The organism is Nitratireductor sp. CH_MIT9313-5 (genome assembly GCF_037029545.1).
Classification (GTDB): Bacteria; Pseudomonadota; Alphaproteobacteria; order Rhizobiales; family Rhizobiaceae; genus Chelativorans.
In genome coordinates this window covers 434,511-446,586 of the sequence record NZ_JAYMER010000014.1, presented here as the reverse complement: position 1 = coordinate 446,586, position 12,076 = coordinate 434,511, and the positions used below count along the sequence as shown (strand labels likewise).

The following is a 12,076-nucleotide window of genomic DNA, read 5'->3' as shown; positions in this document are numbered from 1 at the left end:
GACGGTTCTCGTCTTTCAAGGAGGCGGAGCCTATCACCGGGTCCGACCGTGCTGCAATCAGGAACGATGAGGAAGTGTCACAGCCATGAAGCCTCCGCTCGAGATCAGGGTGGCATCCGACCGCCGCCGTTTGACGCTGACCTTTCCCGACAGCGCGCCTTGCGGCTTGGACGCGGAGTATCTGCGCGTCTTCTCGCCTTCAGCTGAAGTTCGCGGACACGGTCCTGATGACAAGGTGCTCCAAACGGGCAAGCGCCATGTCATGATCACGAATATCGAACCGGTGGGAAATTACGCCATCCGCATAACCTATTCGGATGGTCATGACAGCGGCATCTACACCTGGCGCTATCTGAAGGAGCTTTGCGACAGCCACGAAACCAAGTGGGCCGAATATCTTGCCGAGCTGGAAGTAGCAGGCGCAGGCCGCGAATAGTACCGCCTTCAGCTTGAGGCGTCGTGACTTTCCGTAGGTGCAGGGGGGCGCGGAACCAGGTGAACCACGCGGTAGCCTTCGCGCTCCATCGCCATGAGCAAGCTTGGCAACATGCGGGCGGTTCGCCTGTGAATGTCATGCAGCAGGATGATGCCTGAACCCCGCTTGCGGAGCGCCCTCATGATCCTGTCGCGGATCTGGTCGGGTGTCGAAACCCAGTAATCTTTAGAATCGATCGTCGGATCAATGACGGTTATGCCCTGACGGGCGAGGCTGTCTCGCAGCTTTGGCGTATCGGCGAGATAGGGGAAGCGGAAAAACGGTGCGGTCTTTCTCTCCAAGGGCACAAGTGCGCGGTCGAGGCTCGCCTGGCCAGCCTTGATCTGCTGACGGGCATCGTTTGTGTTGATGCGAGCGAGGTTGAGGTGGTTCTGCGTGTGCGAGCCAATCGTGTGGCCTGCAACCGCGACCTCCCGCACAATGGCGGGATAGGAATTGGCCATCTGTCCGACCATGAAGAATGTGGCTTTCACATCATGTCGGGCGAGAGTTTTGAGGATGTTTCGTGTGTGGTGACGGATCGGACCATCATCAAAGGTCAGCACGACTTCCCCATCGGAAAGCTTCAGGTCGTCGATGCTGTTTACTGCTATGGTGCGACCGGCCAGTCCGGGCTTGTTCAGCGGAAATTGCGCCTGCAAAGGTTGGGCCGCTTGATGCTCAGGCGATGTAAAGGCCGTGGGTGCAGGCTGATTGTGGGTACAAGCCTGCAGAGCAAGTGCCGTGACCAGACCCGTAACCTTCCAGAAATTGAACATGCAACCTGCTCGCATAAGTGGAGATGCGGGCAGTCTGCGATGCTATGGTTAACGGATGGATAATTCCGGCTGCTGCCTGTTTCCTTCCGCATTGTTTAAGACGCAGCCGCCACGGTCGGTAACTGTGCTTCTTTGGCCACAAAGTCAGGCAAACAGGCGCTTAATCACATCGACGTGACTATGAATGCCGCTGATATTCAGAGAGAGTTAACCTAACGCCGATGAGTTGGCAGGGCTGCCTGCGCATTGGGCCTACACTACCTTGCGACGAAACCGGCAGCGGATCTGGAGCATTCACCTGCTTGACCGACGGGATTATTATGGGGAGCGCCATGAAGGCGAGTTTTTTCAAGTCCACTGCCGTTTTGGCACTCGTTCTGACGGTAGGTGGCGCGGTCGTGCCTACAACGGCTCAGGCTGAACAGAAATATCTGTTCGACTATCTCTTTGGCGGCAATCAAAAGCGTCAGCAGGTGCGCAAACCAACGCCCCAGGTCAGGCAGCAGGTTCAGCCGCGCCAGCGCAAGCAGACGGTAAAACGCGCTGCGCCGAAACCGCTGCCCAAGATTTCCGGCCCGCAATATTACAATTACAAGGTCGCCGCTCTCTCCGCCGTCAGTTTCGCTTCAATCATCGAGGCAGCCGAAGGTGAGGGAGCAAATGCCACTTTCGCCGAAGCCATGAAGACGCTGAGCGGTGAAGATTTGCGTGCAGAGAAGGCTGTGGCAGCTGCCATTGCCGAATATTACGCGGCCAATCCTGATTTTATATGGCTTGAGGATGGAAAGCCAAACAGCCGCGCGGAGCGCGTGCTTGAAGCACTGGCTCAGGCCGGGGAGCATGGGCTGGATGAAACCCACTATGCCGTCTCCCTTCGCCCCAGTGCAGCGCTTTCCGAGGATAATGATGAAGCCTTGATGGCGCAGGCGCGCTTCGAGATGCAGTTGAGCGCCAAGGTTCTGCGTTACGTTCTGGATGCGCGGCGCTCGCGAATCGATCCGAACAAGATTTCCGGTTATCATGATTTCGACCTGCCGGAGGTTGATCTCGTCAAGGCGCTTGATATCCTTGCTCATACCTTCGATCCGCAACGCTATCTGGAAAGCCAGCATCCCCAGAACGAGCTTTATGCCCATCTGCGCCGGGAACTCGCCGCGCTGCGCAAGAGCAGCGAGCGTGAGATCGTGGTGGACCCGGATACATTTATCCGACCCGGCAAGGCGCATGAGGAATTTCCCAAGCTGATGCAGCTCATCGAGCGGGATGAGGAACTTCAGTTCAGCGAGGAGCAGCGTGCGCTTTTTGCGGCTTATGACGGCGGCGACATCTATGCGCCAGATCTGGTGCCGCTGATCAAAGCTGCGCAGAAGGCCAAGGGGCTGACGGCTGATGGCATCATCGGCAAGCGTACCGTCGCGGCGCTTGCCGGCGAATCCAAGGCTGCTCGCATCGAGAAGGTGAAGCTGGCAATGGAGCGCCTGCGCTGGCATCCCTCAAAGCTTGGCGATACGCGCGTCATGATCAATGCTGCATCCTATACGGCGCAGTTCATCGAGAACGGGCAGGAGAAGCTGTCCATGCGGGTGGTTGTCGGCAAAAAGGCCAATCAGACGACCTTCTTCCACGACGAAATCGAATATGTGGAATTCAATCCATATTGGGGCGTGCCGCGCTCCATCATCGTCAATGAGATGCTCCCGCGGTTGCGTCGGGATCCCGGCTATCTTGATCGTGCAGGGTATGAGGTGACGGATTCCCGTGGGCGCCGCATCCCGTCGAGCACGATCAACTGGGGGCGGTATGGGGCGAATATCCCGTACAATGTCCGCCAGACGCCGAGTGAACGGAATGCGCTGGGTGAATTGAAGATCATGTTCCCCAACAAGCATGCCATCTACATGCACGACACGCCCGCCAAGAACCTGTTCTCACGGGATATGCGGGCCTATAGTCACGGTTGTGTGCGCCTTGAAGATCCTCGCGCAATGGCCGCCGCAGTGCTGCAAAGCACGCGGGAGGACGTTACCTCGTCCGTCAATCGCGGAAAGAATGCAAGGCGGAACGTGCCCACAAAGATCCCCGTCTATGTCGCCTATTTCACTGCATTTCCCGATGCACAGGGCAAGGTCGGGTACTACGAGGATATCTATGACCGCGACGAAGCGTTGCTGAAGGCGCTGGCAAAAGTTCAGGAGCAGAGATCGGCCGGTAGCTGAGGCGGATTGAGCTGCGTTCAAAGCCGTTGGCGGAAACGCCGACGGCTTTTTTCCATGGTCAACGCCAGAATGACGGTAGCAGAAGAACGAGAACCGCCAGGATCTCCAGGCGTCCAAGGAGCATGGTGACTGTAAGTATCCACTTGGCATAGTCGCTGAGTGGAGCGAAGTTGCCAGCCGGACCGATTATCGGGCCAAGGCCGGGGCCGACATTGGTCAGGGCGGTAAGGCTTGCCGTAATCGAGGTCGTGATCTCCAGCCCACCGGCGGCAAGCAGCGCGGAAGCCAGCGCCCAGACAAACAGAAAGGCGAAGATGAACAGCGTCACGGAGCGCTGCATCTGCGCATCCACGATGCGGTTCCCATAGGGCACGCTTTTTATGGCATTCGGGTAGACCAGCATATGGAGGCCGTTCAGGATCATGCGTCCCATGATGAGGAAGCGGTAGGCCTTGATCCCGCCTGCTGTGGAGCCGGAGCATCCACCGACGAAGGTTGCCAGAAAGGCCAGAGTGACCGCCAGAGGCCCCCAGAGTGTATAGTCTTCGCTGGCGAAGCCGGCCGTGGTGATGATTGAGACGAAGTTGAAAGCGGCTGCGGTGAGTGCTTCACCAAAGGGCACATGTGCACCAAGGGTGCGTTCCAGCGCTGCAAGAAACACGAATATCCCGACATAGGTCATGAAGAGCCTGATCTGGGGATCGCGGACCGCATCAAGCCGTCCACGCACCATCATCAATATCAGGATTGAAAATGGCAGAGCCGAAAGGAGCATGAAGACCGTGCCAACCCATCTTATCGCATAGCCTTCATAGTGGCCGATGGAGGCATCGTGGGTCGAAAAGCCGCCCGTGGCGATGGTGGTCATTGCATGATTGATCGCGTCGAACAGGCCCATGCCGGCGGCCACATATGCGACGGCGCATAGCACGGTGAGGCCGACATATACGGCGAGCAGAGCCTGGGAGAGGGTGGTCAGACGACTGAATGGTTTGTCTTCGATATCCGAGGATTCGATGCGCAGATATGAAAAGCCGCCGACCTTCAGGATGGGAAGCAAAAACAGACCCAGCGCGATCACACCGATGCCGCCGATCCACTGCAGGACCGAGCGCCACATCAATATGCCTGGAGGGGCGCTGTCCAAGCCGGAGATGACGGTGGAGCCGGTTGTGGTGATTGCAGACACGGATTCGAAAACTGACGAGGCGAAATCGAGTCTCAGTGAAGAGGCATAGAACGGTACCGCACCGACCAGGCCCACGGTCGCCCACAGAACCGTTACGACCAGAAATGCAAAGCGCGTGGAAAGCACCGGTTCGCGCGTATGTGTGGCCAGCGCGGAAGCGAGTGCAAGGCCGCCGGTTGTAAGGGCGCTGGCGAGGAAGACGGACCAATCGTCATTGCCGTAATAGATGTCGACGAATGCGGGAACCAGCATCGCCGCTGCTACATAGATGGCAAAGATGGAGGCGACATAGGCCGCCGCTCTGACTGGAGCTGCGTGCAAGGACGTATCGCTTTCTTGAAAAACCGATTGGACGACTTTTTAGGTCCGATCCTCATCTGCCGGGTTGCAGATGGTGGGCGCGACAGGGATTGAACCTGTGACCCCACCCGTGTGAAGGGTGTGCTCTCCCGCTGAGCTACGCGCCCGCCCGACGGCAAATTGCCGAGCGAGCGGCGATATAGAAGACGGCTTGGGTGCAAGTCAAGAGACTGCGTGACCTTGAGACGCCAGGATCAGCTTCTGCGCCAGTTCGACCGTCAACTCATCAAAGTGAGAAATCACACGGCTTGGCTCGAACACTTGGACCGGCTGATCGGTATATCCGAAATCCACGGCCACCACCGGGATTCCGGCAGCCTTGGCAGTATCGATATCGGTACGCGAATCGCCGATCATTACGGCGCGTTCGGGATCGCCGCCGGCCATTGCGATCGTGTCGGTCAGGTGGCGCGGGTCGGGCTTGCGGTGACCGAATGTGTCAGAGCCACAGATTGCCGAGAATAGCGCCGTCATCTGCAACGCCTCCAGGAGCTGGCGTGACAGGCCTTCATATTTGTTGGTGCAGACGGCTGTCAGGTAGCCGGCCTCATGGAATCGCGCAATTGAGGCGAGGACACCGACGAAAGGGCGCGACCTGCCCGGCATGTTGGCGGTATAGTGGTCAAGGAATATCTGTTGCAGGCGATCAAGCTCGCCTTCGGCAAGACTTCGCCCGTGGGCATCGAAGGCGCGCTGGATCATGACCCTGCTGCCAAAGCCCACATAGCGGCGTATCTCGCTTGCATTCACCGGTCCTATGCCGACACCTTCAAGGCAGTGGTTAAGGCTGTCGAGCAGGTCGGGAGCAGTATCGATCAAGGTGCCATCCAGATCGAACACGATAATGGGCTGCGTCATGAAAATCCTCCTGGCTGGTGCTTCTGGTTACAGGCTGGATAAGGGCGGGGCAACAGTCAGGCAGCCGCAGCATATCTCCAGAATTGCCCAGACTTGCGAAAAAGGGTAGGGAACCAACCCAGACAGTGAGGGCGGAATGGCAGACCAACAGGCATTGAAGATTGAAGCGGCGCGAGAGGCGCTGAAATTCGTCGAAGATGGCATGCGGCTGGGAATCGGTACCGGTTCGACAGCTGCCGAATTCGTTCGCCTCCTGGCGGAGCGTGTGGCCGATGGTCTCAACGTCATCGGCGTGCCCACATCAGAACGGACAGCAAAGCAGTGCCGCGAGCTTGGGGTGCCACTCACGACCCTTGAGGAAACACCGGAACTCGACCTTGGGATTGATGGCGCTGACGAGATCGGTCCTGAACTTGCACTCATCAAGGGCGGCGGTGGAGCCTTGCTCCGTGAGAAAATCGTCGCGGCAGCCTGCCGGGAAATGATTGTCATTGCCGATGAAACCAAGCTGGTGGACACGCTCGGCGCGTTTCCGCTGCCGATCGAGGTGAACGAGTTTGGTCTGGGGGCGACAAAAGCCGCCATAGAGCGCGCCGCAGAAGGTCTTTCATTGAGCGGTGAGATCCGCCTGCGTGAACGTGAAGGCAAGCCTTTTGTAACCGATGGTGGACATTTCATCCTCGACGCATCTTTTGGCCGCATTCGCGAGCCAAGAGCGCTTTCGGATGCGCTTCATGCTATCCCCGGCGTTGTCGAACATGGGCTATTCCTGGACATGGCAAGCCGTGCGGTGCTTGCAGGCGCACAGGGCGTGCGCATGCTCCAGGCTTGAAGAAGCAGAGCAAGAAGTAATGAGATACAACGGAGTTGTAACGCAATGAATATGGCCAAACGCGCTCGCCACGTCGCGCTAGCCGCTGCGATGGCCTTTTCCATGCTGTCGATGAATGCAGTCGCGCAGGAAATTTCCGATTCGCACCTCAAGGCCGCCCGCGAAGCCGTGGCAGCCATCAACGCCACCTCGGATTATGATGTGGTGCTTCCACAGGCAGCACAAAATCTGAAGACGCAGCTCATTCAGCAAAGCCCTAATCTGGTGGACCTGATCAACCAGACGGTTGATGAAAAGGCCCTGGAGCTTGCGAGCCGTCGTGCTGATCTCGAGCAGGAAGCCGCGCTTGCCTATGCCCGCGTCTTCAGCGAGGAGCACCTGACCGCGATCGCCGAGTTCTACAACTCCGAAGCCGGCAAGAAGCTTGTCGCTGACGGTCCGATTGTCATTCGTGAAGTTGCCAAGGCTGGTGAGATCTGGCGGCGCGGAATTGTCCGCGATCTCTCCAACGCGGTTGGTGAAACGCTTCAGGCTGCAACGAACTCCCAGGCTCCTGCCGAGGGCAACAACCAGTAGGTTCTGGAGAACCGGTCCCTGATCAGCAACAAGCCCGGGCGCGCAGCCCGGGCTTTTTTTTGATGTTGGAAGCGCCGTGCGTTGCCCGATCCGGAGGCTAGATGCTTTGGAGAGCCCGCCTTGCGACATAGAGCGACACTGCCGCCGCATTTGACACATTCAGCGAGCGAATGGCTCCAGGCATGTCGAGGCGCGCCAGAGCGGTAACGGTTTCCCGCGTTTTCTGCCGCAGGCCCTTGCCTTCGGCGCCGAGCACCAGCGCGATCCGTTCCCCCGACAGCGTTTCCTCGAGAGGGGCCGGGCCTTCCGAATCAAGCCCGACCGTCTGGAAACCTGCCGCATGAAGGTCTTCCAGCGCGGCGGCAAGGTTTCTGACTTCAATGTGATCAATATGTTCGAGGGCGCCCGAGGCTGACTTGGCAAGCACACCCGATTCGGTGGGGCTGTGGCGCGTTGTCGTGACGAGTGCACCTACGTCGAACGCGACGGCGGAGCGCATGATGGCACCGACATTGTGGGGATCGGTGACCTGGTCCAGTACCAGGACAAGGTTCGCTTCACCAAGCGCGCTCAGCGCCTTTGCCTTGCGTCGGTATGCTTCCACGACAACGCCCTGATGAACTGCATCGCTGCCAACCAGTGCGTCGATTGCTTTCGGTTCGACGAGTTCAGCGGGGAAGGGGAGTAGCTCCAGATCGCCCAGTTCAAGCCGTTGTGCGGCATTTCGCGTGACCATCATGCGCAGAATCTTGCGCGATGGATTATCCAGCGCAGCACGAACCGTGTGCAGTCCGTAGAGACGCACCTGATTCTCCGGCAGGTCCGGTGCGTTTGGCTCCGTCACCTGCTTGCGTTCGCGATGTGCGCGCCTGAGGCGTGCGTAATGGCTGTCTTTGGCCGAGCCGGCCTTCTTGTCATCTGTCATGATTGCAGCGCTATAAACCATGATACGCTGACCTGCCATCAGGCAGTTGGCCAGGAGCGGCGAAAAATTATCCACTGCGTGCTGTCACACTGTTGACAGAAGAAGTCGTCCTCGCCATAACGCGCCTCGCAGACGGGCCGAGGCAAAAACCGAAGCTCAGACGCAAAAGTAGCTCGCTACACGGTTCCGGTTTCGGAGGGGTGTCCGAGTGGTTAAAGGAGACGGACTGTAAATCCGTTCGCTATGCGTACGCTGGTTCGAATCCAGCCCCCTCCACCACCGGCCGGACCGTGCGAGTTGCCCTCCAAGCGAAAAGTGAAGGAGGGCTGTTCACGCTGTATGCGGGTATAGCTCAATGGTAGAGCAGCAGCCTTCCAAGCTGAATATGCGGGTTCGATTCCCGCTACCCGCTCCAGATGCTCCTCATACACCAAGTGGATTGATTGCCGGTCGCGGTCGGCTTTGCCCATCATTCGGCAGTCCGATGGCTTTGAATGAAGCAAGACCCCTTGTTTTTTTCGGCCATAGCCGCTAATCGCCCCCGCATCTGCAATTCCAACCACGCCGCCTAAGGGAAATAAGATGGCCAAAGGTAAATTTGAGCGTACGAAGCCGCATGTGAACATCGGGACGATCGGTCACGTCGACCACGGCAAGACGTCTCTGACGGCCGCGATCACCAAGTATTTTGGTGAATTCCGCGCCTATGACCAGATCGACGGTGCGCCTGAAGAGAAGGCACGCGGTATCACGATCTCGACGGCCCACGTTGAGTATGAGACGGAAGCGCGTCACTACGCTCACGTCGACTGCCCGGGCCACGCCGACTATGTGAAGAACATGATCACCGGTGCGGCACAGATGGACGGCGCGATCCTGGTTTGCTCGGCTGCTGACGGCCCGATGCCGCAGACCCGCGAGCACATCCTGCTTGCCCGTCAGGTTGGTGTTCCGGCCATCGTTGTCTTCCTGAACAAGGTTGACCAGGTTGACGATGCCGAGCTTCTCGAGCTGGTCGAGCTTGAGGTTCGCGAGCTTCTGTCGTCCTACGACTTCCCCGGCGACGACATTCCGATCGTCAAGGGTTCGGCTCTTGCTGCTCTCGAAGACTCCAACAAGGAGATCGGCGAGGATGCAATCCGTGAGCTGATGAAGGAAGTTGACGCCTACATCCCGACGCCTGAGCGTCCGGTTGACCAGCCCTTCCTGATGCCGATCGAAGACGTGTTCTCGATCTCCGGCCGTGGTACGGTTGTGACGGGTCGCGTCGAGCGCGGCATCATCAAGGTTGGCGAGGAAGTCGAGATCGTCGGTATCCGCGACACCACGAAGACGACGGTTACCGGCGTCGAGATGTTCCGCAAGCTGCTCGACCAGGGTCAGGCCGGCGACAATATCGGTGCTCTGATCCGCGGTATCGACCGTGAGGGCGTTGAGCGCGGCCAGGTTCTTTGCAAGCCGGGTTCTGTAACCCCGCACACGAAGTTCAAGGCAGAAGCCTACATCCTGACGAAGGAAGAGGGCGGCCGTCACACGCCGTTCTTCACCAACTACCGTCCGCAGTTCTACTTCCGTACGACGGACGTGACGGGTGTTGTTTCCCTGCCGGAAGGCACGGAAATGGTGATGCCTGGCGACAATGTGACCGTTGACGTCGAGCTGATCGTGCCGATCGCCATGGAAGAGAAGCTGCGCTTCGCTATCCGTGAAGGTGGCCGTACCGTCGGTGCCGGCATCGTGGCATCCATCACCGAGTAATCTGGGGCAGCATCCGGCGCGGCGCGGCAAAGGCCCGCGCCGCAGCGGAGAAGGAAACGAAGAATGATGAACGGACAAAATATCCGTATCCGCCTCAAGGCTTTCGATCACCGGGTGCTCGATTCCTCGACCCGCGAGATCGTGTCTACGGCAAAGCGCACTGGTGCGAATGTGCGTGGGCCGATCCCGCTGCCGACGCGCATCGAGAAGTTCACGGTGAACCGTTCGCCGCATATCGACAAGAAGAGCCGTGAGCAGTTTGAAATGCGCACGCACAAGCGTCTTCTGGATATCGTCGATCCCACCCCGCAGACGGTTGACGCGCTTATGAAGCTCGATCTGGCTGCCGGCGTGGACGTCGAGATCAAGTTGTAGGCGGAAGACATTAGGTGAGGAACCCGCGATAGGCGGCTTTAAGGCGGCCGAAGGCGGGAACCCTGAAAGGAAATCGAACCGATGCGTTCAGGTGTTATCGCACAGAAGATCGGGATGACGCGCGTCTACAACGAGGCGGGCGAGCACATCCCTGTCACGGTGTTGCGCATGGAAAATTGCCAGGTCGTCGCGCAGCGTACCGAGGAGAAGAACGGCTACACGGCTGTTCAGCTCGGTGTTGGACTGGCCAAGGTAAAGAACACGTCGAAGGCTATGCGTGGTCATTTCGCCACGGCCTCCGTCGAGCCCAAGGCCAAGCTGGCCGAGTTCCGGGTAAGCCCCGACAACCTTCTTGAGGTTGGTGCAGAAATCACTGCCGAGCACTTTGTTGCCGGCCAGAAGGTTGATGTCACCGGTACCTCGATCGGTAAGGGCTTCCAGGGTGTCATGAAGCGCCACAATTTCGGTGGCGGTCGTGCGACCCACGGTAACTCGGTGTCTCACCGTTCGCATGGTTCGACCGGTCAGCGTCAGGATCCGGGCAAGGTCTTCAAGGGCAAGAAGATGGCTGGTCACATGGGTTCGACCCGCGTGACGACTCAGAATCTTGAAGTTGTTTCCACGGATACCGAGCGCGGTCTGATCCTGGTTCGCGGCGCAGTTCCGGGTTCCAAGGGTGCATGGATCGTGGTTCGTGATGCGGTCAAGGCACCGCTGCCCGAGAATGCTCCGGTTCCGGCTGCAATCCGTGCTGCAGGCAACACGAATTCGGCTGAGAATGCCGGTGCCAGCGAGGGTGCAGAATAATGGACGTCAAGGTAACAACACTCGCAGGCAAGGAAGCCGGCAAGGTTGCGCTTTCCGATGCAATCTTCGGTCTTGAGCCGCGCGAGGACATCATTCACCGCGTAATCCGCTGGCAGCTTGCCAAGCGTCAGCAGGGCACGCACAAGACCAAGGGCCGTGCAGAGATCGCACGCACCGGTGCAAAGATGTACCGCCAGAAGGGGACGGGCCGCGCTCGTCACTCGTCTGCTCGCGTACCGCAGTTCCGTGGCGGTGGTCGTGCTCATGGTCCGGTTGTTCGCAGCCATGCACATGATCTTCCCAAGAAGGTCCGTGCGCTCGGTCTGAAGCATGCGCTTTCAGCCAAGGCTCGTGCGGATCAGCTCATCGTTCTCGATGACCTGTCCTTCGCCGACGGCAAGACCAAGGCGCTTGTCGACAGCTTTGCAAAGCTCGGTCTTTCGAATGCGCTGATGATCGGCGGCAACGAGATCGACGCTGGCTTCAAGCGGGCTGCAGCGAATATCCCGAATGTGGATGTTCTGCCGGTCCAGGGTATCAATGTTTACGACATTCTTCGTCGCGGCACGCTGGTGCTGTCGAAGTCGGCTGTCGAGGCACTCGAGGAGCGCTTCAAATGACGGATCTTCGCCATTACGACGTGATCGTCAGCCCGGCGATCACCGAGAAGACCACCATCGCCTCGGAAAACAACCAGGTTGTTTTCAATGTTGCGCCGAAGGCAACCAAGCCGGAAATCAAGGCTGCGGTTGAAGCTCTCTTCGGTGTGAAGGTGAAGGGTGTGAACACTCTTGTCCGCAAGGGCAAGGTCAAGCGGTTCCGCGGCACGATCGGCAGACAGAGCGACGTCAAGCGCGCAGTTGTCACGCTGGCCGAGGGCCATTCGATCGACATCGCGACAGGTCTTTGAGAGGCCCGGGGATTAG

The 12,076-nt window shown here is 58.6% G+C and carries 13 protein-coding genes and 3 tRNA genes; 11 read left to right on the top strand and 5 right to left on the bottom strand.

The window, feature by feature from the left end; translation table 11 throughout:
* Positions 1–85: 85 nt before the first annotated feature.
* A complete protein-coding gene (locus WA367_RS09710) occupies positions 86–436 on the top strand; it encodes a DUF971 domain-containing protein (protein WP_336056554.1) in 351 nt (116 codons plus the stop codon).
* Positions 437–444: 8 nt separating this feature from the next.
* Here the strand turns inward: WA367_RS09710 and WA367_RS09705 are convergent, their stop codons facing one another.
* Positions 445–1,254 carry a polysaccharide deacetylase family protein gene (locus tag WA367_RS09705; RefSeq protein ID WP_336056553.1) on the bottom strand — a complete coding sequence of 270 codons (810 nt, stop codon included), beginning with the start codon at positions 1,252–1,254 and terminating at the stop codon, positions 445–447.
* A 332-nt stretch (positions 1,255–1,586) separates the two neighbouring features.
* Here WA367_RS09705 and WA367_RS09700 point away from each other — a divergent pair, with 332 nt between their 5' ends.
* Positions 1,587–3,470, top strand: coding sequence for a L,D-transpeptidase family protein (locus WA367_RS09700; protein ID WP_336056552.1), 1,884 nt, complete (start codon positions 1,587–1,589; stop codon positions 3,468–3,470).
* 58 nt (positions 3,471–3,528) lie between these two features.
* Here WA367_RS09700 and WA367_RS09695 read toward each other — a convergent pair whose 3' ends face one another.
* From WA367_RS09695 to WA367_RS09685, 3 genes are all read right to left on the bottom strand, one after another.
* Positions 3,529–4,980 (bottom strand): TrkH family potassium uptake protein, encoded by a 1,452-nt coding sequence (locus WA367_RS09695; protein WP_336056551.1) that lies wholly within the window; start codon positions 4,978–4,980, stop codon positions 3,529–3,531.
* A gap of 71 nt (positions 4,981–5,051) precedes the next feature.
* Positions 5,052–5,126: transfer RNA gene (locus WA367_RS09690), tRNA-Val, on the bottom strand.
* Between the two features lie 55 nt (positions 5,127–5,181).
* On the bottom strand, positions 5,182–5,877 hold the full coding sequence (locus WA367_RS09685; RefSeq protein WP_336056550.1) for an HAD family hydrolase: 696 nt from the start codon (positions 5,875–5,877) through the stop codon (positions 5,182–5,184).
* Positions 5,878–6,013: 136 nt separating this feature from the next.
* Here WA367_RS09685 and rpiA point away from each other — a divergent pair, with 136 nt between their 5' ends.
* The gene (gene rpiA / locus WA367_RS09680) at positions 6,014–6,709 is read left to right on the top strand and encodes a ribose-5-phosphate isomerase RpiA (protein ID WP_336056549.1); all 696 of its coding nucleotides are present in this window, start codon (positions 6,014–6,016) and stop codon (positions 6,707–6,709) included.
* A 45-nt stretch (positions 6,710–6,754) separates the two neighbouring features.
* Positions 6,755–7,285, top strand: coding sequence for a DUF2059 domain-containing protein (locus WA367_RS09675; protein ID WP_336056548.1), 531 nt, complete (start codon positions 6,755–6,757; stop codon positions 7,283–7,285).
* Positions 7,286–7,382: 97 nt separating this feature from the next.
* On the opposite strand, the gene WA367_RS09670 is transcribed toward WA367_RS09675, so the two are convergent.
* Positions 7,383–8,210 carry a TrmH family RNA methyltransferase gene (locus tag WA367_RS09670; RefSeq protein WP_336057096.1) on the bottom strand — a complete coding sequence of 276 codons (828 nt, stop codon included), beginning with the start codon at positions 8,208–8,210 and terminating at the stop codon, positions 7,383–7,385.
* 194 nt (positions 8,211–8,404) lie between these two features.
* Between WA367_RS09670 and WA367_RS09665 the strand changes: the two genes are divergently transcribed.
* From WA367_RS09665 to WA367_RS09635, 7 genes are all read left to right on the top strand, one after another.
* Positions 8,405–8,489, top strand: a tRNA-Tyr gene (locus WA367_RS09665).
* Positions 8,490–8,551: 62 nt separating this feature from the next.
* Positions 8,552–8,625 (top strand) — tRNA-Gly (locus tag WA367_RS09660).
* A 167-nt stretch (positions 8,626–8,792) separates the two neighbouring features.
* Positions 8,793–9,968, top strand: a complete 1,176-nt coding sequence (gene tuf / locus WA367_RS09655) for an elongation factor Tu (RefSeq protein WP_336056547.1) — start codon at positions 8,793–8,795, stop codon at positions 9,966–9,968.
* A gap of 66 nt (positions 9,969–10,034) precedes the next feature.
* Positions 10,035–10,343 carry a 30S ribosomal protein S10 gene (rpsJ, locus tag WA367_RS09650; protein ID WP_036483982.1) on the top strand — a complete coding sequence of 103 codons (309 nt, stop codon included), beginning with the start codon at positions 10,035–10,037 and terminating at the stop codon, positions 10,341–10,343.
* Positions 10,344–10,424: 81 nt separating this feature from the next.
* Positions 10,425–11,150, top strand: a complete 726-nt coding sequence (gene rplC / locus WA367_RS09645; protein ID WP_336056546.1) for a 50S ribosomal protein L3 — start codon at positions 10,425–10,427, stop codon at positions 11,148–11,150.
* A complete protein-coding gene (gene rplD / locus WA367_RS09640; RefSeq protein WP_336056545.1) occupies positions 11,150–11,770 on the top strand; it encodes a 50S ribosomal protein L4 in 621 nt (206 codons plus the stop codon). Before rplC ends, rplD begins: the two co-directional genes overlap by 1 nt.
* Positions 11,767–12,060 carry a 50S ribosomal protein L23 gene (locus WA367_RS09635; protein ID WP_036480290.1) on the top strand — a complete coding sequence of 98 codons (294 nt, stop codon included), beginning with the start codon at positions 11,767–11,769 and terminating at the stop codon, positions 12,058–12,060. The genes rplD and WA367_RS09635 overlap by 4 nt, the downstream gene beginning before the upstream one ends.
* Positions 12,061–12,076: the final 16 nt, after the last annotated feature.

Bases quoted from the DNA above. Each gene is read 5' to 3' on its own strand.
- WA367_RS09710 (WP_336056554.1), top strand. From the start codon at position 86: ATGAAGCCTCCGCTCGAGATCAGGGTGGCATCCGACCGCCGCCGTTTG.
- WA367_RS09705 (WP_336056553.1), bottom strand. From the start codon at position 1,254: ATGTTCAATTTCTGGAAGGTTACGGGTCTGGTCACGGCACTTGCTCTG.
- WA367_RS09700 (WP_336056552.1), top strand. From the start codon at position 1,587: ATGAAGGCGAGTTTTTTCAAGTCCACTGCCGTTTTGGCACTCGTTCTG.
- WA367_RS09685 (WP_336056550.1), bottom strand. From the start codon at position 5,877: ATGACGCAGCCCATTATCGTGTTCGATCTGGATGGCACCTTGATCGAT.
- rpiA (WP_336056549.1), top strand. From the start codon at position 6,014: ATGGCAGACCAACAGGCATTGAAGATTGAAGCGGCGCGAGAGGCGCTG.
- WA367_RS09675 (WP_336056548.1), top strand. From the start codon at position 6,755: ATGAATATGGCCAAACGCGCTCGCCACGTCGCGCTAGCCGCTGCGATG.
- WA367_RS09670 (WP_336057096.1), bottom strand. From the start codon at position 8,210: ATGACAGATGACAAGAAGGCCGGCTCGGCCAAAGACAGCCATTACGCA.
- tuf (WP_336056547.1), top strand. From the start codon at position 8,793: ATGGCCAAAGGTAAATTTGAGCGTACGAAGCCGCATGTGAACATCGGG.
- rpsJ (WP_036483982.1), top strand. From the start codon at position 10,035: ATGAACGGACAAAATATCCGTATCCGCCTCAAGGCTTTCGATCACCGG.
- rplC (WP_336056546.1), top strand. From the start codon at position 10,425: ATGCGTTCAGGTGTTATCGCACAGAAGATCGGGATGACGCGCGTCTAC.
- rplD (WP_336056545.1), top strand. From the start codon at position 11,150: ATGGACGTCAAGGTAACAACACTCGCAGGCAAGGAAGCCGGCAAGGTT.
- WA367_RS09635 (WP_036480290.1), top strand. From the start codon at position 11,767: ATGACGGATCTTCGCCATTACGACGTGATCGTCAGCCCGGCGATCACC.